Source organism: Amycolatopsis anabasis (genome assembly GCF_009765355.1).
Lineage (GTDB): Bacteria > Actinomycetota > Actinomycetes > Mycobacteriales > Pseudonocardiaceae > Amycolatopsis > Amycolatopsis anabasis.
In genome coordinates, this window is the sequence record NZ_VTHK01000015.1 from 61,563 (window position 1) to 85,674 (window position 24,112).

A 24,112-nucleotide genomic window follows, 5' to 3' on the forward strand; every position below is an offset into this window, starting at 1 on the left:
AAGTCACCTAGTGCACCTCGCGCAACCACTCCCCGGGGCCGACGATCGGCAGGTCCATCCGCTTGAGGCAGGCCCACATGGTGAGCTGGTTGGCGGTCAGCACCGGTTTGCCCAGCTTCTTCTCCAGCGGTTCGATCAGGTCGTAGGTCGGCAGGTTCGTGCAGCTCACGAAGATCACGTCGGCGTCGGGATGGTCACCGGCCAGGATCCGCTCGGCGATCGTCCGGTAGCTGACCTTCCAGATGCCGCCGCCGAGCCCGAGGTGCTCGCTGGCCACCGTCCGGACCCCCAGTTCGCCCAGGAAGTCGTGCAGCTTCCCGGTCAGGTCCGCGTCGTACGGGGTGATCACCGAGGCGCGGCGCACGTCGAGCTGGTGCAGCACCTCGGCCAGCGCGCCCGACGTGGTCACCGCGTCCGGCGCACCCGCGTCGCAGATCGCCTTGCACAGCGAACGTTCGTAGTCGATGCCGTTGACGAAACTGCCCGAGGTGCACAGGTAGGCGACGACCTCCGGTTCGACGTGCAGCACGTCCCGGGTCGCGGCCGCCAGGTGCTGGCTGTTGCTGACCAGCTGCGCCATCTCCATGCTGACCGGCACCGGTTCGTACGGGGTGCGCGCCAGGTGCAGGGAGACCTCCATCGGCACCCAGCGCCAGAGTTCCCGCTCCAGGGCGAGGTCGAACGGCGCGATCACGCCGATTCCCCGTTGCGCGAGCGGCCCGTCGAAGTCGAGCAGGTCCAAATCCAAGGTCAGCTCCCGTGACGTTCTTGAGGAGTGCCTCCGGGGTGAGTCCTCGGATTGTTGACAATCATACGACCGACTCATACCGTGTCAACGTGGCTGGCACCGAGGAATTCGCTCCGGAAGGTCCGGTGGTGGCGGTGCTGTGCGGTGATCAGCACCCCCCGGACATGCACCCCATCGAACGCGCCGCGGTGGTTCGTTACACCCGCGCGGGCGGCCTGGAAGCGGCGCTGGCCGGAGCCGATGTCCTTTTTGTCTACGACTTCCTTTCCACCGCCGTGCCCGGCGCCTGGCTCGCGGCGGATCGCTTGCGCTGGCTGCACATCGCGAGCGCGGGGGTGGACCCGGTGCTGTTCGACGGACTGCGGGACAGCGACGTCGTGCTGACCAACTCCCGGGGCGTCTTCGACGATTCGATCGCCGAGTACGTGCTCGGGGTGATCCTGACCTTCGCCAAGGATTTCGCCCGATCGTGGGCCCTGCAAGAGGATTCTTGTTGGCACCACCGGGAAACCGAGCGGATCGCGGATCGGCACGCGCTGGTGGTCGGCACCGGGCCGATCGGCCGGGCGATCGCGCGGATGCTGCGGGCCGCCGGAATGCGGGTCTCCGGTGCCGGAAGGCGGGCCCGCGAGGGCGACCCGGACTTCGGCACCGTGCACGCTTCCGGCGACCTCGCCGAACACCTGCCCGGCGCCGACTACGTGGTGGCCGTGGCACCGCTGACCGAACAGACCAAGGGCCTGTTCGACGCCCGGGCGTTCGCCGCGATGAAACCGTCCGCCCGGTTCGTCAACGTGGGGCGGGGCGAGCTCGTCGTCACCGGCGACCTGGTCGAGGCCCTGCGCGCCGGGCGGATCGCCGGGGCTGCGCTGGACGTGTTCGAGACCGAACCGCTGCCCGTCGACAGTCCACTCTGGACTATGGATAACGTGCTCGTGTCGCCGCACATGTCCGGCGACTTCATCGGCTGGCGCACCACGCTGGTCGAGGTGTTCCGGGACAACTTCGACCGGTGGCTGGCCGGTCGGCCACTGCGTAATGTCGTGGACAAGCGCCTGGGTTACGTGCCCTCGGCACGGTGAGGAGGAACATGGCCGTGAACACGGGCACCCTGCTGACGGCGAGCGAGCTCGTCGCGGCGTATTCCACCGGCGAGTTGTCCCCGGTGGAAGCGACCCGGGCCGCGCTGCAGGCGATCGAGGACCGCGACGGCGAATGCAACGCCTACTGCCTGGTCGACCCCGAGGTGGCGCTCGAACAGGCCCGCGCGTCGGAGATCCGGTGGCGTGAGGGCAATCCGATCGGCTGGCTGGACGGGGTGCCGACCTCGATCAAGGACATGTTCCTCACCCAGGGCTGGCCCACCCTGCGGGGTTCCCGGGCGATCGATCCGGAGCAGCCGTGGGACGTCGACAGCCCGGTGACCGCGCGCCTGCGGGAGAACGGCCTGGTGTTCCTCGGCAAGACCACCACCCCGGAACTCGCCTGGAAGGGCGTGACCGACAGCCCGCTGACCGGGATCACCCGGAACCCGTGGGATCCGTCGAAGACGGCGGGCGGGTCCAGCGGCGGCAGCGCGGCCGCGGTGGCCGCCGGGATGGGCGAGCTCTCCGTGGGCACGGACGGCGGCGGTTCGGTCCGGATCCCCGCGTCGTTCTGCGGGATCGTCGGGTTCAAACCGACGCACGGCCGGATCCCGCTGTTCCCGGCCAGCCCGTTCGGCCCGCTCTCGCACGCGGGGCCGATGGCGCGGTCGGTGGACGACGTGGCCCTGATGCTGGATGTGCTGGCGCTGCCCGACTACCGGGATCCGAGCGCCCTCCCGCCGAACCTGAGCCCGTTCCGGGAAGCGGTGCGCCGGGATGTGCGCGGCCTCAACGCCGCGTACTCGCCGACGCTCGGCTACGTGCACGTCGATCCGGAGGTCGCCGGGATCGTCGCGTCGGTGGTCGCCGCGCTCGGCGAGGCCGGGCTGCACATCGAGGAGACCGACCCCGGTTTCGCGGCCCCGAAGGAAGCCTTCGACGTGCTCTGGTCGACCGGCGCGGCGAAGTGGCTGGACACCTTCCCGGCCGAAGCCGCCGAGCAGGTCGATCCGGGCCTGCGCCGGGTGTGGGCGGAAGGGCGGACCTACTCCGCGGGCGAGTACCTCGCGGCGAACGCCGAACGCGCCGCGCTGGGCATCCAGATGGGCGAGTTCCACACCCGCCACGACGTGCTGCTCACCCCGACCGTCCCGATCCCGCCGTTCGAGGCCGGGCACGAGGTGCCGGTGGACAGCGGGCTGAAGGGCTGGCCGGAGTGGACCCCGTTCACCTACCCGTTCAACATGACGCAACAGCCGGCGATCAGCGTTCCGGCCGGGGTCACGGCGAGCGGGCTGCCGGTCGGCCTGCAGATCGTCGGTCCCCGGCACTCGGACGATCTGGTGCTCGCGGTGGCCAAACTGGTCGAGGAGATCCGCCCGTGGCCCACCGACCGCCCCGCCGGTTCGCGCTGACCCGGCAGCTGGAGTTACTCCACGATGCATCGATCCAGCACATGTGATCTGCTGGAACCATGCGTAGGACGACTTTGGGCAAGAGCGGACTGGACGTATCGAGGATCGCCTTCGGGACCTGGCAGCTCGGTGGCGACTGGGGCTCGTTCGACGAGGAAACGGCGATCGGCGCCATCCGGCACGCGCGCGAACTCGGCGTGAACTTCTTCGACACCGCGCAGGCCTACGGCTTCGGCAAGTCCGAGGCGTTGCTGGGCAAGGCGTTGCGGGACGAGCTCAAGCGCGACCGGGACAGCCTGGTGATCGCCACCAAGGGCGGGATCGACCCCGGCGGGGAGCGGCCGCGCGACGCGGGCCGCGCCTACCTGCGCAAGGGCGTCGAGGAGAGCCTGCGCTACCTCGAGCTGGACCACATCGACCTCTACCAGGTGCACTGGCCCGACGTGGACACCCCGGCCGAGGAGACCGCGAACGCGCTGCAGGAGCTCGTCGACGAAGGCAAGATCCGGCACGTGGGCGTGTCGAACTACAACGCCGCGCAGCTCGCCGACTTCGACCGGACCCGGCCGGTGGAGACGCTGCAACCGCCGTACCACCTGTTCCGCCGGGCCATCGAAGACGACCCGCTGCCGTATGCGCGGGAACACAACATCGGGGTGCTGGTGTACAGCCCGCTCGGCAGCGGGCTGCTGACCGGCGCGCTCACGCCGGAGAGCACGTTCGAGCCGAGTGACTGGCGGTCCAAGGCGACCGCGTTCCAGGGCGAGAGCCTGCGGCGCAACGTGGCGGTCGTGGACGAGCTGAAATCTTTCGCCGCGGCCAGGAACGCGACGGTCAGCCAGCTGGCGATCGCGTGGACGCTGGCGAAACCGGGGGTGCACGTGGCGATCGTCGGCGCGCGCAAGCCGAAGAACATCGAGGACAGCCTGGCGGCCGCCGAACTGGACCTCTCCGCCGAGGACGTCACCGAGATCGAGCGGATCACCGCGCAGGGCGTCCAGGTTGACGGCGCGAGCCCGGAAGGCGTCGCGTAGCGGGTGTCGTGAAGGACTCCTTCGGGACGCCTGGCGACCCGAAGGAGTCCTTCACGACGCCGACTCCTTGCGGTGCTCGCGGCAACCCGATTCACTCGTGGTGGTGCGGGGAATCGGCCCCGCCCGATCACGGGTCAGAGGTCGAGGCGGGTGCCATCAGGAGGGAGGTCGATATTGAAGGTGAGCACCTCGGCGTGTTCCGGGGTGGCGGGATCCACCAGGGGATTGGTGTTGTTGAGGTGGGTGTAGGCCCAGCGGACTCCGCGGTGGCCGGGCAGTGCGCGCCGGATGCGGGCCAGGCTGCCGTGGTCACCGGCGATCGGGAGGTGACCCATGGCGTGCTGGACGCCGTCGGCCACTCCCGACCGGGTCGCGCCGGACATTTCCGCCGCGGCGTAGAAGGTTCCGTCGATCAGCGCGTAACTCGCGCCCGACGCGAACTCGTCGAAACCGGGTGGCCAGTCCGCCAGGCAGGGCGCGTAGACGAGCACACCACCGGTCGCCGGGTCTTCGATCCGGTACGCGACCACCCACGGTCCGTCCACTGTGGACGTGGCGGCGTACTTGGGATGCTTGTCGCTGACCGGCAGCACGCTGACGCGGAGATCGCCAATGTCCACTTCGGACTCCACGGGCAGCCAGTCCCAGGCGCCGTACGCGTCGACGATCTCGCGCAGGGGGAACTCGTCGCGCACCGCGTGCAGGACGGCTTTCGGGGCCCACACCCGTAGCCCGGCGGCGCCGCGCAGCAGGAGCAGGCCGAGCGTGTGGTCCAGCTCGGCGTCGGTGAGCAGGGCGCCGCGGATCGGGGTGTCCCGCGGGCCCGGGCCCGCGGCGAGTTCGGGCGTGGCCAGGATCTGCGCGCGGAGGTCGGGTGCGGCGTTGACCAGGTACCAGGCCTGGCCGTCCGCGCTGACGGCCAGGCAGTCCTGGGCACGCGGCGGGGCGCCGGAGACACACCGGGCGCAGGCGCAGTTCCACTGCGGGAAGCCGCCGCCGGCCGCCGTGCCGAGCAGTACCGCCCTCATCGCGCGCCGCGCATGACGAATTCCGGCGAACCGGCCGGTTCGGCGAGGACGGCGTCCACCAGTGCGCGGTGCGGGGACAGCGAGCAGATCGGATCGGTCGCCGCGGCGTCCCCGGTGAGCAGGAACGCCTGGCACCGGCAGCCGCCGAAGTCGACGGTCCGGCGGTCGCAGGTGCGGCACGGCGCGGGCATCCAGTCCTCGCCCCGGAACGCGTTGAAGGAATCGGACTCGTACCAGATCTCGGCAAGCGGCCGCCGCCGCACGGTGTCCAGGGTCAGCGTGTCGATCGCGCTCGCCGCCGGGCAGGGGAGCACGGTCCCGTCCGGCGCGACGGTCAGCTGCCGCGCGCCCCAGCCGTACATGCACGGTTTCGGGTAGGGCTCGTAGTAGTCGGCGACCACGTAGATGATCTCCATCCGCCCGCGCAGCCGCGCGGTCTCGGCGCGGACGATCGGTTCGGCCGCGGCGAGTTGCTCGCGGGTCGGCATCAGCGCCGCGCGGTTGCGCAGCGCCCAGCCGTAGTACTGGGTGTTGGCCAGTTCGAGCCGGTCGGCGCCCAGGCGTTCGGCCAGCGCGATGATCTCGGCCAGCTGGTCGTGGTTCGCCCGGTGCAGCACCACGTTCACGCTCAGCGGCAATCCGGATTCCTTGATCACCCGGGCCGCGGCGAGCTTGTGGTCGTGGGCCCGCGTCCCGGCGATCAGGTTCGCGCGCGCGGAATCCGCGGCCTGGACCGAGAGTTGCACGTGCGCGAGGCCGCGGTCGACGAGATCGGCCAGTCGCGGCGCGGTCAGGCCGAGCCCGCTGGTGACCAGGTTGACGTAGCAGCCCAGCCGCGTCGTGTGGTCGACGAGTTCGGGCAGGTCCGGCCGGGCCAGGGGCTCGCCGCCGGACAGATGTACTTGCAGCACCCCGAGTTCGCGGGCCTGGTCGAATACGGAACGCCATTCCGCGGTGCCGAGTTCGACGTCGCGCGCGGCGAGTTCGACCGGGTTCGAGCAGTACGGGCAGTGCAACGGGCAGCGATGGGTCAGCTCGGCCAGCAAGCCCAGCGGAGGTTGGGTTGTCACGTCCATTCCACCACCCGTCGGTCGGCGAGGCGGGCCAGCACGTCGAGCACGTCCTGCCCGCGCACCCCGGTGTAGCGGGCGCCGAGCGCGGCCGTGATCCGCTCGACGGTCGCCTCGCCGTCGCACAGTTCCAGGACGGCCGCGGCCGTCGCGTTGGGCACCAGCACACCTTCCGGGAACAGCAGGACGTGCGTTTCCCGGACGTGGTCGTAGGTCAGCCGCACACCGTGGCACAGCCGGGGTTTCGCGTCCGTGCCGGGGGCGGTCATTGTTTGCTCGCCGCCCGTTCGATCGCGTCCAGCATCGACCACAGCACGTCGCATTTGAACGACAGCGCCGCCACCGCGGCGTCCTGTTGCTCCCGCGTCACCGAGTACCGCACGACGATGTCCACTGTGGACTTTCCTTCGCCGGAGACCGCGTCGATCCGGTTGGTGAAGTAGGCCAGGTCCTCGGCGCGGATCCACGGATAGCGGGCGAGCATGTCGCTGACCCGGCGGCGCATCAGGTGCCCGGCGAACATCTCGGTCAGCCCGGAGGCGACCGCCTCCACCCAGGGTCTGGTGCGGGCGAAGGTGACATACGCGTCGACCGCGAACCGGACCCCGGGCGCGACATGCCGTTCGTCGAGGACCTCATCGGGGTCGAGCCCCACCGCCTCGCACAGCCGCAGCCAGCGCCGGGTTCCGCCCTCGTCCCCGTCGCGGCCGTCGTGGTAGTGGATCCGGTCGATCCAGGCCCGGCGCACCTCGGGCACCGGGCAGTTGGCGATGATCGCGGCGTCCTTCTGCGGCAGCATGCGCTGGTAGTACCAGCGGTTGGCGGCCCACATCTTCAGTTCGTGCTCGCTGAGGCTGCCGTCGTGGAGGCGGTGGTGGAACGGATGGGTTCCCCAGTACCGGTGGGAGAGTCCGCGCAACGCGGCGACGAACTCGGTTTCGTTCAGGGGGCGGACGGGCGGGTTCATGCGCTGCCTCCACTGGTGGCGGCGGGGATCGGGGTGCCCGATCCCCGCCGGTCGCAGGATTCACTCCATGCGAGCCGCGTACGCGGTCACTTCCATCGGTGTTTCGTACTCGACGAAGTCCGGTGTGGTCCAGACCTCGCACTGGGTAGTGTTTTCCATAGTGCACTCCTCGGATCAATGACGGTCGAGCGCTGGACCGTCTACCTGCGAGCCCATGGGGGCATGACGACAGTAGGAGCCTTGCCCCATCGGACGCCATAGCTGACAGGTATGAAACGGGGTTATCCACCGTACGTCGCCTTGCTGGCCGAACCCCTTTGTAAAGAGGGTTACCTATTGTATCTCACATACATCTGATGTATGCGCTTTCTGGCACCCGATTGGTGGTGCCCTGTCCGCTACCTTCCGTGCTTGTATGCGTCCGGGTGGGTGTATCCCCGCCTCCGCCGCCTGAAGCTCCCCGTCAGCTCGAAGGAGGCCCACAGAGATGTCCCCACGTCGCAGCCTCGTCCTCGCCGCCGCGTCCGCGCTGGCCGTGGTGGTCGCCACCGGTACGGCCACGGCGAGTGAACAGGTCCCGTCCGATGTCACCGCGATGGCGATCAAACAGGTCGCCGGTGGGCTCAAGGAAGCCTGGGCGGTCGATTTCCTCCCCGACGGAACGGCCCTGTTCACCGAGAAGGATTCCAAGAAGATTCGCAAGATCGACAAGGCGGGCAAGGTTTCCGACGTCCAGACGGTCCCCGGGGTCAGCGTGACCAAGGAGGCCGGGCTGCTCGGGCTCGCCGTGTCCCCGAAGTACGCCCAGGACCAGACCGTCTTCATCTACTACACCAGCGGCTCCGACAACCGGATCGCGAAGCTGAAGCTGGGCGAGACGCCCCAGCCGATCCTCACCGGGATCCCGCGGGGCGCCCAGTACCACCAGGGCGGGCGGATCAAGTTCGGCCCGGACGGGTACCTCTACGCGGGCACCGGCGACGCGAAGAACAGCGCCAACGCGCAGAACAAGAATTCGCTCGGCGGCAAGATCCTGCGGATCACCGCCGACGGCAAGCCCGCGCCCGGCAACCCGTTCGGCAACGCCGTCTACTCCTACGGCCACCGCAATGTGCAGGGGCTGACCTGGGTCGGCGACCAGCTCTACAGCTCCGAGATCGGGGAGAGCACCTACGACGAGCTGAACAAGATCGACGCGGGGAAGAACTACGGCTGGCCCAAATGCGAGGGCAACTGCGATGTCGCGGGGATGACCAATCCGGTCAAGCAGTGGCCGACGTCCTCGGCGACCCCGAGCGGAATCGCGTTCTACCAGGGCAAGCTGTACATGGCCGCACTCAAGGGCGGAACGTACAAACTGGACACCAACGGCAGCGGCGGCAAGATCTACACCCAGCTCGGCCGCACCCGGGACGAGGTCGCGGGCCCCGACGGCCAACTCTGGGTGGTCACCCCGAGCGCCATCCACACCGCCGACGGCAACTGACCCATCCAGCCGACGGCAACTGACCCCACCCGCCCACCCCTGGGCCACCCGGACGGCCCCGCCCCTGGACCACCCCGGGACCGCCCCGCCGACCACCCGCGACACCCACCGATGCCCCGAACGCGCCCTTCACACCGCTAGGGGGAACCCCTTGAATCAACAGTAACGCGGAGGACCGACAGTTTCGGGGCACCATGTCCCGAATGGGTCCTTCGCGTTGCTGGGAGCCCCCGGAATCAACGGTAGTTCGGGGGGCTGACAGTTTCGGGGGCGGGGGCGGGGGCGGGGGCGGGGGCGTGGGCGGGGTTGGGTTGTCGCGAGTTCCCCGTTTTGGTCGGGTGTGTTCCCCGTTTCGGTAGCCCGAGTTCCCCGTTTCGGGAGTTGGCGGGTGTCAAATGTGGCCTTCGGTGCGGGGATGCCGAAAGTGGCGGCACTTTCCGGGGTCCGTTACCGGGTGGCGAATTCGAGTTCGGCCAGGGCGGTGTCCAGGTGGGTGAGGATGCGTTGCAGGTGCGGGACGCTGCGGCGGCAGCCGGTGACGCCGAAGTCCAGGTTGCCGGCGTTGTTGGTGAGGGTGATGTTGAGGGCCTGGCCGTCGAGCAGGACCGACGCCGGGTAGATCCCGTCGAGTTTCGCGCCGTTCCAGTACAACTGCTTGCGCGGGCCCGGCACGTTCGAGATGACGATGTTGAACGGCGGGCGGGTGTTCGCCACCACCCCGGGGATCGGCGAGATGCCGAGCTGGGCCACGTTGATCCCGGACAGCAGCAACGCCTGCAACGGGGTCAGCTCCTTGAAGATCCGCTTGGCGTCGCGCATCGACCGGTGGATCACCGCGAGCCGTTCGCCCGGATCCGGTTTGTGCGTGCCCAGGTTGCACAGCACCGCGCCGATGTTGTTCCCGGCCGCCTCCGCCGCGTCCGCGCGGTTGCGCATGGACACCGGCACCATCGCGACCAGGGGCTCGTCGGGCAGGGCGCGCTGCTCGATCAGGTAGTCGCGCAGCGCGCCGGAGCACATCGCGAGCACCACGTCGTTGCGCGACACCCCGGCGTTCGTGGCGATCGCGCGGACCCGGTCCAGCGGCCACGACTGCGCGGCGAACCGGCGCGCGCCGCCGATCGGCACGTTCAGCATGGTCTTCGGCGCCTGCATCGGCAGGGTGAGCGTGTGTTCCCGGAACGCCTCGTTCGCGACCCGGAACGCGGCCGGGGCGATCCCGGCGAGCTGGCCGAACGTCCGGCGCGCGGTCCCGAAGACGCTGAGCGGCGCCCGGCCGTTCCGCTTGCCGTTCCGCGGGTGGCGCGATCCCCACGGCGGCGGGCAGTCCCGGTCCGCCGGATCGTCACTGAGCGTGCCCTGCATGTGTTTCAACGCCGACACCCCGTCCAGCAGGGCGTGGTGGATCTTGCTGTACATCGCGAACCGGTCGTCCCGCAGGCCCTCCACCAGATGGATCTCCCACAGTGGACGGTGCCGGTCGAGCAGGGTGCTGTGCCAGCGCGAGGCCAGCTCCAGCAGTTCGCGGATCCGGCCCGGCTGCGGCAACGCCGAATGCCGGAAGTGGTAGTCCAGTTCCAGATTCTGATCGGTCGACCAGGCGAGGTGACCCATCGTGTTCACCGGCGGGGTCGGCCGGCGCCGGAAGAGATCGCGGATGTTCTCGCCCTGGATCAGTTCCCGCCGGAGATCGCTCAGATAGTCCGGCCCCGCGCCCTCGGGTTTCTCGAACAGCTGCAGCCCGCCCACGTGCATCGGATGCTCACGGGACTCCACGAGGAGGAACATCGAGTCGGTCACTGGCATCAACGGCATTTCCGACCACCTCTCCTTCCGCGAACGCGCCGAGAGCGCCGAGTGTACGCATAATGCCGCCCGGTAAATAAGGCTCTAGGGTGGGTGGCATGACGATCCCGACCGACCCCGAGACGGGCGAGTTCGTCCGGGCTCCCAATCATTTCGCCGCCCGCATCACCGCCGACGGCCGCGACGGCTGGCCGGTCGAGCCCGGCCGCTACCGGCTGGTGATCAGCAGGGCCTGCCCGTGGGCGAGCCGCGGGGTGATCACGCGCCGCCTGCTCGGCCTGGAGTCGGCGATCCCGCTGGCGATCGCCGACCCGATCCAGGACGAGAAGAGCTGGCGGTTCACCCTCGACCCGGACGGCCGCGATCCCGTGCTCGGCATCCGCTACCTGGCCGAGGCCTACCACGCCGCCGATCCGGACTACACCGGCGGCATCAGCGTCCCCGCGGTGGTGGACGTGCCCAGCGGCAAGCTCGTCACCAACGACTACCCGCGGATCACCCTCGACTTCGCCACCGAATGGACCGCGCACCAGCGCGCCGGGGCGCCCGACCTGTACCCGGAGCGGCTGCGCGACGAGATCGACGAGGTGAACCGGGGCGTGCACGCCGACGTGAACGCCGCCGTCTACGAAGCCGGATTCGCGTCCAAGCAGTCCGCCTACGACGACGCCTACGCCCGCCTGTTCGCGAAACTCGACGAACTGTCCGCCCGGTTGGCGAACCAGCGCTACCTCGTCGGCGACACGATCACCGAAGCCGATATCCGCCTGTTCACCACGCTCGTCCGCTTCGACCCGGTCTACCACGGGCATTTCAAGTGCAACCGGGAAAAGCTCGCGGAAATGCCGGTGCTCTGGGCGTATGCGCGGGACCTTTTCCAGACGCCCGGTTTCGGCGACACGGTCGATTTCGACCACATCAAACGGCACTACTACCAGGTGCACGAGCAGGTCAACCCGACGCGGATCGTCCCGAACGGCCCCGATCTCTCGCGGTGGGCGACCCCGCACGGGCGCGAAGCGCTCGGCGGCCGGCCGTTCGGCGACGGAACCCCGCCCGGCCCGCCGCCGGACGCCGAAGCGGTGCCCCCGCAGTGGTGACCCTCCCCGGCCACGCCGACATCGTGATCGTCGGCGGCGGGATCATCGGCGTCAGCTGCGCCTTCCACCTCGCCGAGGCGGGCGTCGACGTGCTGCTCCTGGAGCGGGGCGCGTTCGGCGCCGGATCGACCGCGAAGGCGGCCGGGGGCATCCGGTCCTCCTTCACCAGCCGGGTCAACATCGAACTCGGATTGCGCGGGCTGGCCGAGTTCGAGGGCTTCGCGAGCCGGTTCGGCCAGGAGATCGACTTCCGGCGGGACGGATACCTGTACCTGATCACCGATCCGGCCGATCTGCCCGCCTTCGAACGCGGGGTCGCGCTGCAGAACTCCTACGGGGTGCGCAGCAGGCTGGTCGAACCCGCCGAGGCGCGACGGGTGTCGCCGCTGATCGACACCGCCGGGCTGGTCGCCGCGCTGTGGTCGCCGGACGACGCGAAGGCCACCCCGGACTCGGCCGTGCAGGGCTACGCGCGGGCCGCCCGGCGGCACGGCGCGACCCTGTGCCAGCGGGTCGAGGTCGAAGGCGTCACCCGGGACGGCGACACGATCACCGGCGTGCGCACCAGCGCGGGGAACGTGCGCACCGGCGCCGTGCTGTGCGCCGCGGGCGCGTGGTCGCGGCGGATCGGCGAACTCGCGGGGGTCGGCCTGCCGGTCGAGCCGTACCGCCGCCAGGTCGTGTTCACCGGACCGATCGCCGGGCTGCCCGCGTCGATCCCGCTGACCATCGAGATGCCGTCGACCTTCTACTTCCACCGCGAAGGCGACGGCCTGGCGATGTCGTTCTCCGATCCGCGGATCGAACCGGGATTCGACGAGCGCTACCGGGCCGGCGACTGGCTGCCCCGGCTCGCCGAACTCGCGCAGCGCCGGGCGCCCGCCGTCCTCGACGCGGGCATCCGGACCGCCTGGGCCGGGTTGTACGAAATCACCCCGGACCACAACCAGGTGCTCGGCGAGTCCGCCGACGTTTCGCGTTTCCTTTACGCCACAGGGTTTTCCGGGCACGGCTTCCAGATGGGCCCGGCGGTCGGCGCGATCATGCGCGACCTGTACCTCGGCCGCGAACCGGAGATCGACGTTGCCGAACTCGACGTCCGGCGGTTCAGTGGAACCAGGAGTTCGGAACCCGAACACAACATCGTCTGAATCTGGGGGCGCCGCATGCGGGAAATCACCTCGGAAGCCGAGCTGGCCGAGCTGATCGGCACGCCGTTGCCGCGCGCCGTGGCCAAGGAGCGGAAAACGCTGCACGAACTGGACCGGCGGTGGCTCGCGGAATCGTCGTTCTGCCTGATCGCGACGGCCGGTGCGGACGGCTCGTGCGACGTGTCGCCCAAGGGCGACCCGCCCGGGTTCACCGCGGTGCTCGACGACACCACGATCGCGATCCCGGACCGGCCCGGCAACAAGCGGGCCGACGGTTTCCGGAACATCCTGGCGAATCCGCGGGTGGGCCTGCTCTACCTGGTGGCCGGGCGCGGCGACACGCTGCGCATCAACGGCCGCGCGCGGCTGGTGCGCGACGCGCCGTTCTTCGACCGGATGGTGGTGCGCGGCCACCGGCCGAAGGTGGCGATCGTGGTGAACGTCGAACAGGTCTTCTACCACTGCGCCAAGGCGTTCCTGCGGTCCGCGCTGTGGAAACCGGAGAACTGGCGGCCGGACGCGGCCCCGGCCCGCGCCCTCATCGCGAAAACCTTCGAACGCCCCGAGGAACCCCTCGCCGAGCTGGAGGCCTACTACGGCCCCGCCTACGCCGAACGCCTCTACCCGCCCTGACCCGCCCCGGAATCAGTCGGTGAGCTTCAGCGTGATGACCGGGATGACGCGGGTGGTCTTCTCCTGGTACTCGGCGAACCCGGGCATGACCTCCACCATGGCGGCGTAGAGGCGGTCGCGCTCCGCACCGGTCACCTCGGTCGCGACCGCCTGGTGGGTCTCGGTGCCGATCTCCACGGTGACCTCGGGATTCGCCTTGAGGTTGTGGTACCAGGCCGGGTTCTTCGGGCTCCCCGCGTAGGACGCGATGATCACGAGCCGGTCGCCGTCGCGCAGGTAGGCGACCGGGCTGACGCGGCGCTCGCCGCTCTTGGCCCCGGTCGTGGTCAGCAGGAGCAGGGTGGCGCCCTCGAACGGACCGCCGACCTTGCCCCCGTTGGCCCGGAATTCCTCGATGATCTGCTGGTTCCAGTCCGCGGCCACTCAGGCCCCCTTCTCCGTCGGGTAACCTCGATTACCCGGAGCCATTTGCTTTGAAAGCAAAGCTACTTTGGAGGCGCAGGCATGTCAACCGAAGGTGGCGGGCCGACGGTCGACGAGGGGGTGCGGACGATGCTCCTGCTGATGCCGCGCCTGGTCGGCCGGGCCAAGCGGTTGCCCGTCCCCGAACAGCTCCGGTCCTTCTCGCTGGCTCCCCGGCACCTCTCCCTGCTGTCGTACCTGCTGTTCGACGGTCCGATGAACGTCAACGAACTCGCCGCCCGCCTCGAGGTCGCCCCCGCGACGGTGAGCCTGATGGTCGGCGACCTCAGCCGCCAGGGCGTGCTCGAGCGGCGCGAGGATCCCGGCGACCGCCGCCGGACGATCGTGAGCATCGCCGACGAGCACCGGGAAGCCGTCGACGGCTGGCTCGCGCACGGCGCGCGGGCGTGGCGGACCGCCTTGGCGCCGTTGACGCCCGAGCAGCGGCGGCTGTTCATCGACACGCTCCGGACCTACGAACACGCGATCTGCGAAGGCTCCTGCGATTAATTCGGCGACCGCGATAACGAATTGATATTCCGGATTCTGTACACGTCTGTCGCAATTCTGGTCCGGCCATTGCCCCATTTGGCGGTCTTGTCGGATCGTTGAACGATCCATAGCCTGGAGGTCGTGCCCTCATCCGGAGCCCGCCACCTCGCCGACACCCTCACCGCACTCGGCGTCGACACCGCCTTCGGCCTTCCCGGCGTGCACAACCTCCCGATCTGGGAGGCCTTCGCCGACACCCCGATCCGGCTCGTCGGCGTGCGCCACGAACAGACCGCCGCCTACGCCGCGGACGGCTACGCCCGCGCGACCGGGAGGCTCGGCGTCGCCGTCGTGACCACCGGCCCGGGCGCCGCGAACACCCTCGCCGCGGTCGGCGAGGCGCACGCCTCGGCCTCGCCGGTCCTGGTCCTCGCCACCGACATCCCCGCCGCGCTCCGCCGCCCCGGCGTGGTCCGCGGCGTGCTGCACGAGACGAGCGACCAGCGCGCGCTCTTCGCACCGATCACCAAGTCTTCGTACACAGTGGACAGTCCGGCGGAGCTGGCGCCCCTGGTCCGGCACGCGGCGGCCGAGGCGCTCCGGCCGCAGAGCGGACCGGTCTACCTGGGCGTTCCCGCCGACTTCCTGCGCCAGGAGGCGGTTCCCGGCCCGGACCGGGAACCGCCCGCCCCGCCGCCCTCGCCCACCGAGGAGGAACTCGGCCGCGCGCGGGAAGTCCTCGCGAACGCCGCACGGCCCCTGATCTGGGCGGGCGGCGGCGCCCTGCGCGCAGGCGCGGGCGCGGCGATCGGCGAACTCGCGACCCGGCTCGCCGCCCCGGTCGTCACCACCTTCGCCGCCCGCGGCCTGCTGCCCCCGGAACACCCCTGCCTCGCGCCGAATCCCGTCCACGCACCGGAAATCGGCGCGCTCTGGGACGAAGCCGACGTCGTCCTCGGCATCGGCACCGACTTCGACGGCCTGATGACCCAGAACTGGCTGATGCCCCCGCCGCCCGCCCTGATCGCGATCAACCTCGACGCGCGGGACGCGGCGAAGAACTACCCGCCCGATCGGCTCCTGCTCGGCGACGCCCGGGAAACCGCGGAGCGGCTCGCCGAGGGGCTCACCCCGCGCGCCGGGCTCGCCGAGCTGACCGCCCGCCTCAAGCTCCTGGACGAGCGGGTCCGGCGGCGCGTCCGCGACGAGGAACCCGGGGCCGCCGATCTCCTCGCCGCGCTGGCGGCGCTGCCGGAGAACACCGTGCTGGTCAACGACATGTGCGTCGCCGGGTACTGGGCGGGCGGGTTCCACCGCGTCCGCGCGCCGCGCACGTTCGCCTACCCGATGGGCTGGGGCACGCTCGGCTTCGGCTTCCCCGCCGCGCTCGGCGCCGCGACCGCCGCGCCGGCCGTCTGCGTGAGCGGTGACGGCGGTTTCCTCTACGGCTGCGGGGATCTGGCCACGCTCGCGCAGGAACGCCTGCCGCTCACCGTGATCATCGTCGACGACGGCGGCTACGGGATGCTGCGCTTCGACCAGGACCAGGCCGGTCTGCCGCACCGGGGTGTCAACCTGACCACCCCGGATTTCGCAGCCCTGGCAAGGAGTTTCGGCATCCGCGCGCACCGGGTCGAGGGATTCGGGGCGGAGTTCCGCGGCAAGCTCGACGAGTTCGTGCGCACTGGGGAACCCGCGGTGCTGGTGGTCGGCGCGGCGCTGCGCCCGCCGGTCAACACCTCACCGCGGTGGTATCGGAAGGGGGAACGATGAAACCGTTGCGAATCGGCGTGGACATCGGCGGGACGTTCACCGATCTCTGCGTGCTGGACGACACCGGGGTGGTGGCCGTGGGCAAGGTGCTCACCACGCACACCGAACCGGCGAGCGCGGTCGAGGCGGTGCTCACCGAGACCCTGCGCGCCGCGGACCTGGCCGCCGAGGAGGTCACCCAGCTCGTGCACGGCACCACGCTGGTGACCAACGCGCTGATCGAACGCAAGGGTTCGGCCACCGCGCTGCTGGCCACCGCCGGGTTCTCCGACGTCCTGGAGATGCGCCGCGAACACCGTTACGAGCTCTACGATCTGGACCTCGAACTGCCGGAACCGCTGGTGCCGCGGCATCTCCGGTTCGACGTCCCGGAGCGGATCCTGGCCGACGGCACGGTGGCCGAACCGCTCGACGAGGACTTCGTCGCCCGGCTCGGCGCGGAACTGGCCGAGCGCGGCATCACCGCCGTCGCGATCTGCTTCCTGCACGCCTTCACCAATCCCGCGCACGAACGCCGCGCCGCCGAAGTGCTCGCCCGGGTCGCGCCGGGCCTGCGGGTCGCGCTGTCCGCGGACGTCGTGCCGGAGATCCGCGAGTTCGAACGGGCCTCGACCACGGTCGCGAACGTCTACGTGCAGGACCTCGCCGAGCGCTACCTGCGCGATCTGGAACGCCGCGTGCACCGGGGCGGCGTGCGTCCCGCGCCGCACATCATGCTGTCCCACGGCGGCATCGCCACGGTGGACACCGCCGCGCGGTACCCGATCCGCATCCTGGAATCCGGTCCGGCGGGCGGGGCGCTGGCCGCGTCCGCGTTCGGCGCCGCGGCCGGGGAAACCGAGCTGCTGGCCTTCGACATGGGCGGCACGACCGCGAAGCTGTGCGTCATCTCCGGCGGCGCCCCGCTGGTGACGCACGAGTTCGAGGTCGACCGGGTGTACCGGCTGCTGCCCGGATCCGGGCTGCCGGTGAAGATCCCGGTCACCGACATGATCGAGATCGGGGTCGGCGGCGGTTCGATCGCGCGGATCGATCCGCTCGGGCTGCTCACCGTCGGGCCGGATTCCGCGGGCTCGGAACCCGGCCCGGTCTGCTACGGCCGCGGCGGCACCGAGCCGACGGTCACCGACGCCGATCTGGTGCTCGGCTACCTCGATCCCGGCTACTTCCTCGGCGGCGCCATGAAACTGGACCTCGAAGCCGCCCGCGAGGTGATCGCCCGCCGGATCGCCGCACCGCTCGGGGTCGAACTCGAACGGGCCGCGTACGGCATCCACGCGAGCGTCAACGAGGACATGGCGAACGCGGCGCGGGTGCACGCCACCGAACGCGGCAAGGACCCGGCCCGGCTGCCGCTGTTCACCTTCGGCGGCGCGGGCCCGGCGCACGGCGCCGGGGTCGCCCGCGCGCTCGGCGCCCGGGAGGTCGTCGCGCCGCCCGCGGCCGGGGTGATGAGCGCGGTCGGGTTCCTCACCGCTCCGCTGGCCTTCGACTTCGTGCGTTCGTCCCGGGCGAGCCTGCGCGAACTGCCGTGGGAGCGGGTCGACGCGCTGTTCGCCGAGATGGAGGGCGAGGGCGCGGCCCTGCTGGAGAAGTCCGGAGTGGACGCTGGCGGCATCACGCACACCAGGATCGCCGAGATGCGGTATGCCGGGCAGGGGCACGAGGTCCGGGTGCCGGTGCCCGCCGCGGCCGGGGCGCGCTGGCCGGATTCGCTGGTGGACGCGTTCACCGGCGCCTATCGCGAGCGGTACCGGCGGCCGGGCCCGGCGGTCGGGGTCGAGGTGCTCAACTGGCGGGTCGTCTCCAGCGGACCCGCGCCCGAGGTGACCCTGAGACTCCGCGCGGACCGGGCGGACGGGGACGCGCGCAAGGGCGCCCGGCCCGCCTACTTCGAAGGTAGATTTGTCGATACGGCGGTGTACGACCGGTACCGGCTGCGCCCGGGAGACCGGATCGACGGCCCGGCGATCGTCGAGGAGCGGGAGTCCACTGTGGTCGTTCCGCCGGGAGCGCGGTGCGCGGTGCGGGCGGACGCGAGCCTGGTGGTGACCTGGTGAGCGCCGACGTGCTTCCTCCCGGGGAGGCGCCCGGCGCGGTGGATCCGATCCTGGTGGGCGTCATCGCCAACCGGCTGCACTCGATCCTGACCGAACAGCAGAACGCCCTGGTCAACACCGCGTTCTCGTCGGTGGTCCGGGAATCGCTGGACCTGGCGTGCGCGGTGTTCGACTCCCGGGGCGAGATGATCGGGCAGTCGATCGGCGGCACCCCCGGCCACATCAACGCGATGGCCACCGGGATGCGCCACTTCGTCGCCGAGTACCCGCCGGAGCGGCTCGAACCCGGGGACGTGCTGCTCACCAACGATCCCTGGCAGACCGCGGGCCAGATCAACGACATCACCGTGGCCACCCCGGTCTTCCTGCGGGGCGCGCTGGTCGCCTGGTTCGCGTCCTGCTGCCACGCCCCGGACATCGGCGGCCGGATGGTCTCCGCCGAGGCGAGCGAGGTCTACGAGGAGGGCCTGCGCCTGCCGATCATGAAATGGGTCCGCGCGGGCGAGGTGGACACCGAGCTGGAACGCCTGATCCGGGCGAACGTGCGCACCCCCGAGGAGACCATCGGCGACCTCTACGCGCAGGTGGCCGGGAACGAGGTCGGCGCGGCGAGCCTGCTGCGGCTGCTGGACGAGTTCGGCCTCGACTCGATCGACCCGATCGCCGCGGAGATCATGGACCGGTCGGAACGCGCGCTGCGGGACGCGATCCGCGCACTGCCCGACGGCGTCCGCGCCGGCGAGCTGCGCACCGACGGATTCGCGGACGAAGAGGTCGTGCTCAACGCGACCGTGACCGTCGCGGGCGACGAGTTGCACATCGACTTCGCGGGATCGTCGCCGCAGAGCCGCCACGGCATCAACGTGGTGCTCAACTACACCCGGGCCTACGCCTCCTTCGCGGTCAAGGCGGCGATCGCGCCCGGGGTTCCGCACAACGCGGGCTCGTTCCGGCCGGTGCACGTGACCGCCCCGCCCGGCTCGGTGCTGAACTGCCGCCCGCCCGCCCCGGTGGCGTCCCGGCACCTCATCGGGCACTTCCTGCCGTCCCTGCTGATCGGCACGCTGCGCGGAACCGGTCCGGCGCACAGCGCCGACGCGCTGTGGATGATCATCTGGCGGGGTGGCGCGCCCGGCGGCGAGTTCATGCTCAACGTGTTCCAGACCGGGGGCATGGGCGCGCGGTCGGCCAAGGACGGCCTGAACACCATCGGCTTCCCCAGCGGGCTGCGCTCGACCCCGGCGGAAGTGATCGAGACGATGGCGCCGCTCGTGCAGCGCGAGCGGGTGCTGCGCGCGGACTCCGGCGGCGCCGGGCGCTACCGGGGCGGGCTCGGCCAGTCCACCCGCATGGCCGCGCGGAGCGAATTCGCCTGGAGCGTCAACGGAAACGTGGACCGCACCTGGCATCCGGCGGCCGGGGCGGACGGGGGCGGAGCCGGGGCGCCCGGACGCTTCGGCCTGGCCGGTGGACCCGATCTGCCCGCCAAGCGGCGGGTCACCCTGGGGCACGGGGACGAGGTCGACGTGGTGCTGCCCGGCGGCGGTGGCTACGGCGATCCGTTCACCCGGGACCCGGCAGCGGTGCTCGCCGACGTCGTGGCCGGATACGTCACCCGCGCCGCCGCCCGGGCGCACTACGGCGTCGAAGTGCGTTACCTGGGCCACCCGGACGCCCTGGTCCGGTTGCCCGGTGACTACCGGGTTGACTATGAAGAGACCGCGCGACTTCGAGCGAAGGGGTAGGCATGGCGAGGCTGGCCGGCAAGGTGGCGGTGGTGTTCGGGGGTGCCCGGGGGATCGGCCTGGCCACCGTGGAGGAATTCCTCGCCGAGGGCGCGACGGTGTACGCGAGCGACATCCGCGAGCCCGCGAAACGGCTGGACGCCGCGAACTACTCGCACACCATTGTGGACGCGACCGACGAGGACCAGGTCGGATCCTTCGTGGAGACAGTCCTCCGGGAGACTCGTCGGATCGACGTATTGTTCAACAATGTCGGGATCCACCTCGGCAAGCCCCTGGTGGAGACCACGCTCGAGGACTTCGACAACATCTTCGCCCTGAACGTGCGCGCGGCCTTCCTCGGCACCCGGGCGGTGCTGCCGCACATGCTCGAACGCCGGTCGGGCAGCATCATCACCACGTCGTCCAACGGCGGCGTGATGGGGCGTCCCGGCGATCCGGTGTACAACGCGACCAAGCACGCGCTGGTCGGCCTGACGAAATCGATCGCCGTGGCGCACGCGGCACAGGGAATCCGCGCCAACACGGTGAATCCGGGCGCGATCGACACCGACATGCTGCGCGCCACGCTCGCCTCGCCGGACGAGTTCGAGGCGAAGCAGCACCGGCTCGTGGCCAGCACCCCGGCCGCGCGGGTCGGCGAGGCGTGGGAGGTCGCCAAGGCCGTGGTGTTCCTGGCGAGCGACGAATCCCGGTTCGTCAACGGCGTCGCGCTGCCGATCGACGGGGCGAAGGCCGCGGGCGCGATGCCGGGTGACCGGTACAGCCTCGATTTCGAACTCGGGGTCCGGTAACCGCGATGGGCGACGCAGTGTCCACAATGGACTTCGCCGAACCGCTGCGCGGAGAAAAACACCTGCTGGCCCGCAGCGGCACCGCGGAGCGGGTGGCCACGATCCTGCGCCGCCAGATCACCGAGGGCGTTTTCCCGCCCGGCACCAGGCTTTCCGAACCCGCGATCGGCGCCGCACTCGGGGTCTCGCGCAACACGTTGCGCGAGGCGTTCCAGCTGCTCGCGCACGAGCGGCTCGCCGTGCACGAACTCAACCGCGGGGTGTTCGTCCGCGAGCTGACCGCGGCCGACATCCGGGATCTCTACCAGGCCCGCCGGATGATCGAAGGCGCGGCGATCCGGCAGGCCGCCGAGCGCGAACACGTGGACACCTCCGCGCTGGCGCTCGCGGTCGCGGACGGCCGGAGCGCGGCCGAGGCCGAACAGTGGCGGGCGGTCGGCACCGCGAGCATGCACTTCCACCAGGCCGTCGCCGATCTGGCCGGAAGCGAGCGGATCAGCGCGACCGCGCGCCAGGTGCTCGCCGAGACCCGGCTGTTCTTCGTGCTCGCCGAGCACACGCGGGCGTTCTTCGAGCCCTACATCAAACGCCACCAGCGGATCGTGAGCCACCTCGACCGGGGCCGGTTCGATCTCGCCGAACGCGCGCTGGAGGCGTACCTGCGAGCCGCCGAAAAGCAGCTGCTCGCGGCCTACGAACGGAGGGCGGGCCCATGAACTCGCCGCGCTTCTACAGCGCCGCCGACATCCAGGCCGTGCTCGACGTGCCCCGGGCGATCGAATCGCAGCGGCGCGCGTTCGCCGCGCTGGGCAGCGGATCCGCGCGGATGCCGGAGAAGACCATGATGCCCGCCGAGGACGGTTCGCGGACGCTCACCTACACCGCGCGGGTGTCCGCGGACACCGGTCCGGTGTGCAAGTTCATCAGCTTCAACCCGGGCAACGCGGGGCGCGGGCTGGCGAGCATCAACGGCCTGATCATCGTGCTGGACCCGGAAACCGGGGTGCCGGTGGCCGTGCTCGACGGCGGCGCGATCACCACGATCCGGACCTCGGCGGCGAGCGCGGTCGCGGCGGACGTCCTGGCCAATCCGGATGCCGACGACCTGGCCGTGATCGGCTGCGGGGCGCAGGGCGTCGCGCACGTGCGGACGCTGGCCGCGGTGCGCAAACCCCGTCGCGTCCGGATCTGCGGGCGGAGCGAATCGCGGCGAGTGGCCGCGGCGGCGGCGCTGACCGAGGAACTCGGGTTCGAGGTCGAACCCGTCGCCGGTGTCGCGGACGCGGTGCGCGGCGCCGATCTGATCGCGCTGTGCACGACGAGCACCGAGCCGGTGCTGGGCGCCGAGGATCTCGCGCCGGGCTGCACGGTGCTCTCCGTCGGTTCGTTCGAAGCGCACCGCCGCGAGGTCGACCGGAGCGTGCTGGCCCGGGCGAACGCGATCGCCGTGGACCACGCGGAAACCGCGGTCACCCACGCGGGCCCGGTGATCGACGCCTTGTCCGCCGGGCTGCTGCGGGAGCCGGATCTGGTGCAGCTGGGCGAGGTGCTGCTCGGCAAGGCCACCGCCCGGGTGCGGTCGCGGGACATCCTCTTCTACAACAGCACCGGCGTGGGCGTGCAGGACGCGGCCGCCGCCTGGGCCGTCGTCCACGCCCACCCCTGACCCCTCCTCGGCGACTGTCATGAGGGGACCCCTCCGGACAAAATTTGTCTGGAGGGGTCCCCTCATGACACATGGGGAGGAGGAACCCCGCGACCCTACGGACGTCTCTGGACGTGGCCGGGGGACCGGCGTACAACCCGAAGAATGTCCGAAAATCCTGGCAAAACCGGCACGACCAGACGAACCTTCCTCACCGCCTCCGCCGCCCTCGGGGCGGCCACCGCCGTCACCCCGGCGGCCACCGCCGAGCCCGCGGAACTCACCGGCGGCCGCGACTGGCCCGACGGGCCGGGTGAGCGGATCCGCAAGCAAACCCCGGACAAGGAACTGCGCCGCATCCTCGCCGAGGTCGACCCGCGCCGCCTCGAGGCGACCGTGCGCAAGCTGGTGTCCTTCGGGACCCGGCACACGCTGTCCAGCCAGACCGACCCGGTGCGCGGCATCGGCGCCGCCCGGGACTGGCTGTTCGCCGAGATGCAGCGCTACGCGGCGGCTTCCGGCGGGCGGATGACCGTGCGGCAGCAGTCGTTCATCCAGCCCCCGTCGCCCCGCGTCCCGGAGCCGACGCGGATCACCAACGTCCTCGCCACCCTGCGCGGAACCGGTTCGCCCGGCCGGATCTACGTCGTCTCCGGGCACTACGACTCGCGGTGCGGCGATCCGATGAACGCCACGAGCGACGCGCCCGGCGCCGACGACGACGCGTCCGGGGTGGCCGCGGTGCTGGAGATGGCGCGGATCATGGCCACCCGCGCCCCCGAGGCGACGATCCTGTTCGTCGCGGTCGCCGGGGAGGAGCAGGGGCTCTACGGCGCCGCGCACCTCGCCAAGGAACTCAAGGGCGCGGGCAGCGACGTGCAGGCGATGTTCACCAACGACATCGTCGGCAGCCCGACCGCGGACGACGGCACCCGCGAGCCGGGCGTGGTGCGGCTGTTCGCCGAAGGCGTGCCGACCTCGGAAACCCCGGAGCAGGCCGCGACCCGGCAGTCGGTGGGCGGGGAGAACGATTCGCCTTCCCGGCAGCTGGCCCGGTTCGCCGTGGACGTGGCTTCGAACGGCGTGACCGGGATGACCGTGCGGGTCGTCTACCGGCGGGACCGCTACCTGCGCGGCGGCGACCACATTCCGTTCCTGCAACAGGGTTTCCCGGCGGCCCGGTTCACCGAACCGCACGAGAACTACGCGCACCAGCACCAGGACGTCCGGGTGGAGAACGGAATCCAGTACGGCGACCTGATCGAGTTCTGCGATTTCCCTTACCTGGCCGGGGTCACCCGGGTCAACGCCGCCGTGCTGTGGTCGCTCGCGAACGCGCCGGGCACGCCGAAGGGGGTCAGGATCCGCACGAGCGCGCTGACCAACGCCACCGAGCTGGTCTGGGAGCGCGGCGCCGAGGCCGATCTCGCCGGGTACGAGGTGGTGTGGCGGCCCACCACGGCCGCGGACTGGACCCACCGGATTCCGGTCGGTGACGTCACCGCGTACTCGGTGCCGCTGTCCAAGGACAACGTGTTCTTCGGCGTCCGGGCGATCGACCGGACCGGGCGCCGCAGCCCGGTGAGTTTCCCGATACCCGCACCCTGAGCACGCCGCG

Annotated in this window: 23 protein-coding genes; 15 read left to right on the top strand and 8 right to left on the bottom strand. The window is 70.8% G+C overall.

Annotated features, from left to right (window positions below; all coding sequences use genetic code 11):
* Window positions 1-7: 7 nt before the first annotated feature.
* Complete coding sequence (locus FXO23_RS20790; protein ID WP_158887047.1) at window positions 8-748, bottom strand: maleate cis-trans isomerase family protein; 741 nt, start codon at window positions 746-748, stop codon at window positions 8-10.
* Between the two features lie 164 nt (window positions 749-912).
* Here FXO23_RS20790 and FXO23_RS20795 point away from each other — a divergent pair, with 164 nt between their 5' ends.
* From FXO23_RS20795 to FXO23_RS20805, 3 genes are read left to right on the top strand one after another with little or no spacing between them, the layout of a single operon-like run.
* Entirely contained in the window at window positions 913-1,830 is a 918-nt protein-coding gene (locus FXO23_RS20795; RefSeq protein ID WP_158887156.1) for a D-2-hydroxyacid dehydrogenase, read from the top strand.
* 8 nt (window positions 1,831-1,838) lie between these two features.
* Entirely contained in the window at window positions 1,839-3,248 is a 1,410-nt protein-coding gene (locus tag FXO23_RS20800) for an amidase (RefSeq protein ID WP_158887048.1), read from the top strand.
* Between the two features lie 59 nt (window positions 3,249-3,307).
* Window positions 3,308-4,282, top strand: coding sequence for an aldo/keto reductase (locus tag FXO23_RS20805; RefSeq protein WP_158887049.1), 975 nt, complete (start codon window positions 3,308-3,310; stop codon window positions 4,280-4,282).
* Window positions 4,283-4,416: 134 nt separating this feature from the next.
* On the opposite strand, the gene pqqB is transcribed toward FXO23_RS20805, so the two are convergent.
* Genes pqqB through pqqA form a run of 5 tightly spaced genes read right to left on the bottom strand, consistent with a single transcriptional unit; the run spans window position 4,417 to window position 7,506 of the window.
* Window positions 4,417-5,310, bottom strand: a complete 894-nt coding sequence (pqqB, locus tag FXO23_RS20810; RefSeq protein WP_158887050.1) for a pyrroloquinoline quinone biosynthesis protein PqqB — start codon at window positions 5,308-5,310, stop codon at window positions 4,417-4,419.
* Window positions 5,307-6,386, bottom strand: coding sequence for a pyrroloquinoline quinone biosynthesis protein PqqE (gene pqqE / locus FXO23_RS20815; protein ID WP_158887051.1), 1,080 nt, complete (start codon window positions 6,384-6,386; stop codon window positions 5,307-5,309). Before pqqE ends, pqqB begins: the two co-directional genes overlap by 4 nt.
* Window positions 6,377-6,649, bottom strand: coding sequence for a pyrroloquinoline quinone biosynthesis peptide chaperone PqqD (pqqD, locus tag FXO23_RS20820; RefSeq protein WP_158887052.1), 273 nt, complete (start codon window positions 6,647-6,649; stop codon window positions 6,377-6,379). The genes pqqE and pqqD overlap by 10 nt, the downstream gene beginning before the upstream one ends.
* Window positions 6,646-7,347, bottom strand: coding sequence for a pyrroloquinoline-quinone synthase PqqC (gene pqqC / locus FXO23_RS20825; protein WP_158887053.1), 702 nt, complete (start codon window positions 7,345-7,347; stop codon window positions 6,646-6,648). Before pqqC ends, pqqD begins: the two co-directional genes overlap by 4 nt.
* A gap of 60 nt (window positions 7,348-7,407) precedes the next feature.
* The gene (pqqA, locus tag FXO23_RS20830; RefSeq protein WP_158887054.1) at window positions 7,408-7,506 is read right to left on the bottom strand and encodes a pyrroloquinoline quinone precursor peptide PqqA; all 99 of its coding nucleotides are present in this window, start codon (window positions 7,504-7,506) and stop codon (window positions 7,408-7,410) included.
* A 328-nt stretch (window positions 7,507-7,834) separates the two neighbouring features.
* On the opposite strand from pqqA, the gene FXO23_RS20835 reads away from it, so the two are divergent.
* Window positions 7,835-8,833, top strand: coding sequence for a PQQ-dependent sugar dehydrogenase (locus FXO23_RS20835; protein WP_158887055.1), 999 nt, complete (start codon window positions 7,835-7,837; stop codon window positions 8,831-8,833).
* 447 nt (window positions 8,834-9,280) lie between these two features.
* Here FXO23_RS20835 and FXO23_RS20840 read toward each other — a convergent pair whose 3' ends face one another.
* Window positions 9,281-10,648, bottom strand: a complete 1,368-nt coding sequence (locus FXO23_RS20840) for a WS/DGAT/MGAT family O-acyltransferase (protein ID WP_158887056.1) — start codon at window positions 10,646-10,648, stop codon at window positions 9,281-9,283.
* A gap of 89 nt (window positions 10,649-10,737) precedes the next feature.
* Between FXO23_RS20840 and FXO23_RS20845 the strand changes: the two genes are divergently transcribed.
* From FXO23_RS20845 to FXO23_RS20855, 3 genes are read left to right on the top strand one after another with little or no spacing between them, the layout of a single operon-like run.
* Window positions 10,738-11,739: a glutathione S-transferase family protein gene (locus FXO23_RS20845; RefSeq protein ID WP_158887057.1), complete on the top strand. Its 1,002-nt coding sequence runs from the start codon at window positions 10,738-10,740 to the stop codon at window positions 11,737-11,739.
* Complete coding sequence (locus tag FXO23_RS20850; RefSeq protein WP_158887058.1) at window positions 11,736-12,890, top strand: NAD(P)/FAD-dependent oxidoreductase; 1,155 nt, start codon at window positions 11,736-11,738, stop codon at window positions 12,888-12,890. Before FXO23_RS20845 ends, FXO23_RS20850 begins: the two co-directional genes overlap by 4 nt.
* Window positions 12,891-12,905: 15 nt before the next feature.
* Window positions 12,906-13,523, top strand: coding sequence for a pyridoxamine 5'-phosphate oxidase family protein (locus FXO23_RS20855; RefSeq protein WP_158887059.1), 618 nt, complete (start codon window positions 12,906-12,908; stop codon window positions 13,521-13,523).
* A 12-nt stretch (window positions 13,524-13,535) separates the two neighbouring features.
* On the opposite strand, the gene FXO23_RS20860 is transcribed toward FXO23_RS20855, so the two are convergent.
* Window positions 13,536-13,946, bottom strand: coding sequence for a nitroreductase family deazaflavin-dependent oxidoreductase (locus FXO23_RS20860; protein WP_158887060.1), 411 nt, complete (start codon window positions 13,944-13,946; stop codon window positions 13,536-13,538).
* Window positions 13,947-14,027: 81 nt separating this feature from the next.
* Between FXO23_RS20860 and FXO23_RS20865 the strand changes: the two genes are divergently transcribed.
* From FXO23_RS20865 to FXO23_RS20900, 8 genes are all read left to right on the top strand, one after another.
* On the top strand, window positions 14,028-14,495 hold the full coding sequence (locus FXO23_RS20865; protein ID WP_158887061.1) for a MarR family winged helix-turn-helix transcriptional regulator: 468 nt from the start codon (window positions 14,028-14,030) through the stop codon (window positions 14,493-14,495).
* Between the two features lie 123 nt (window positions 14,496-14,618).
* The gene (locus FXO23_RS20870) at window positions 14,619-16,250 is read left to right on the top strand and encodes a thiamine pyrophosphate-binding protein (RefSeq protein ID WP_158887062.1); all 1,632 of its coding nucleotides are present in this window, start codon (window positions 14,619-14,621) and stop codon (window positions 16,248-16,250) included.
* Window positions 16,247-18,310 (top strand): hydantoinase/oxoprolinase family protein, encoded by a 2,064-nt coding sequence (locus tag FXO23_RS20875; RefSeq protein ID WP_179956825.1) that lies wholly within the window; start codon window positions 16,247-16,249, stop codon window positions 18,308-18,310. The genes FXO23_RS20870 and FXO23_RS20875 overlap by 4 nt, the downstream gene beginning before the upstream one ends.
* Window positions 18,307-20,055 carry a hydantoinase B/oxoprolinase family protein gene (locus tag FXO23_RS20880; RefSeq protein ID WP_246257603.1) on the top strand — a complete coding sequence of 583 codons (1,749 nt, stop codon included), beginning with the start codon at window positions 18,307-18,309 and terminating at the stop codon, window positions 20,053-20,055. The genes FXO23_RS20875 and FXO23_RS20880 overlap by 4 nt, the downstream gene beginning before the upstream one ends.
* Before the next feature lie 2 nt (window positions 20,056-20,057).
* Window positions 20,058-20,849: an SDR family NAD(P)-dependent oxidoreductase gene (locus FXO23_RS20885; protein ID WP_158887063.1), complete on the top strand. Its 792-nt coding sequence runs from the start codon at window positions 20,058-20,060 to the stop codon at window positions 20,847-20,849.
* Between the two features lie 5 nt (window positions 20,850-20,854).
* On the top strand, window positions 20,855-21,565 hold the full coding sequence (locus FXO23_RS20890; protein WP_218952112.1) for a GntR family transcriptional regulator: 711 nt from the start codon (window positions 20,855-20,857) through the stop codon (window positions 21,563-21,565).
* Entirely contained in the window at window positions 21,562-22,515 is a 954-nt protein-coding gene (locus FXO23_RS20895; RefSeq protein ID WP_158887064.1) for an ornithine cyclodeaminase family protein, read from the top strand. Before FXO23_RS20890 ends, FXO23_RS20895 begins: the two co-directional genes overlap by 4 nt.
* Window positions 22,516-22,659: 144 nt before the next feature.
* On the top strand, window positions 22,660-24,102 hold the full coding sequence (locus FXO23_RS20900) for a M20/M25/M40 family metallo-hydrolase (protein WP_158887065.1): 1,443 nt from the start codon (window positions 22,660-22,662) through the stop codon (window positions 24,100-24,102).
* The last annotated feature ends 10 nt before the right edge of the window (window positions 24,103-24,112 follow it).

Coding starts and splice junctions, on each gene's coding strand:
- FXO23_RS20845 (WP_158887057.1), top strand. CDS start 10,738: ATGACGATCCCGACCGACCCCGAGACGGGCGAGTTCGTCCGGGCTCCC.
- pqqB (WP_158887050.1), bottom strand. CDS start 5,310: ATGAGGGCGGTACTGCTCGGCACGGCGGCCGGCGGCGGCTTCCCGCAG.
- FXO23_RS20895 (WP_158887064.1), top strand. CDS start 21,562: ATGAACTCGCCGCGCTTCTACAGCGCCGCCGACATCCAGGCCGTGCTC.
- pqqE (WP_158887051.1), bottom strand. CDS start 6,386: ATGGACGTGACAACCCAACCTCCGCTGGGCTTGCTGGCCGAGCTGACC.
- FXO23_RS20855 (WP_158887059.1), top strand. CDS start 12,906: ATGCGGGAAATCACCTCGGAAGCCGAGCTGGCCGAGCTGATCGGCACG.
- FXO23_RS20795 (WP_158887156.1), top strand. CDS start 913: ATGCACCCCATCGAACGCGCCGCGGTGGTTCGTTACACCCGCGCGGGC.
- FXO23_RS20805 (WP_158887049.1), top strand. CDS start 3,308: ATGCGTAGGACGACTTTGGGCAAGAGCGGACTGGACGTATCGAGGATC.
- pqqA (WP_158887054.1), bottom strand. CDS start 7,506: ATGGAAAACACTACCCAGTGCGAGGTCTGGACCACACCGGACTTCGTC.
- FXO23_RS20875 (WP_179956825.1), top strand. CDS start 16,247: ATGAAACCGTTGCGAATCGGCGTGGACATCGGCGGGACGTTCACCGAT.
- FXO23_RS20840 (WP_158887056.1), bottom strand. CDS start 10,648: ATGCCGTTGATGCCAGTGACCGACTCGATGTTCCTCCTCGTGGAGTCC.
- FXO23_RS20885 (WP_158887063.1), top strand. CDS start 20,058: ATGGCGAGGCTGGCCGGCAAGGTGGCGGTGGTGTTCGGGGGTGCCCGG.
- pqqC (WP_158887053.1), bottom strand. CDS start 7,347: ATGAACCCGCCCGTCCGCCCCCTGAACGAAACCGAGTTCGTCGCCGCG.
- FXO23_RS20835 (WP_158887055.1), top strand. CDS start 7,835: ATGTCCCCACGTCGCAGCCTCGTCCTCGCCGCCGCGTCCGCGCTGGCC.
- FXO23_RS20865 (WP_158887061.1), top strand. CDS start 14,028: ATGTCAACCGAAGGTGGCGGGCCGACGGTCGACGAGGGGGTGCGGACG.
- FXO23_RS20900 (WP_158887065.1), top strand. CDS start 22,660: ATGTCCGAAAATCCTGGCAAAACCGGCACGACCAGACGAACCTTCCTC.
- pqqD (WP_158887052.1), bottom strand. CDS start 6,649: ATGACCGCCCCCGGCACGGACGCGAAACCCCGGCTGTGCCACGGTGTG.
- FXO23_RS20800 (WP_158887048.1), top strand. CDS start 1,839: ATGGCCGTGAACACGGGCACCCTGCTGACGGCGAGCGAGCTCGTCGCG.
- FXO23_RS20890 (WP_218952112.1), top strand. CDS start 20,855: ATGGGCGACGCAGTGTCCACAATGGACTTCGCCGAACCGCTGCGCGGA.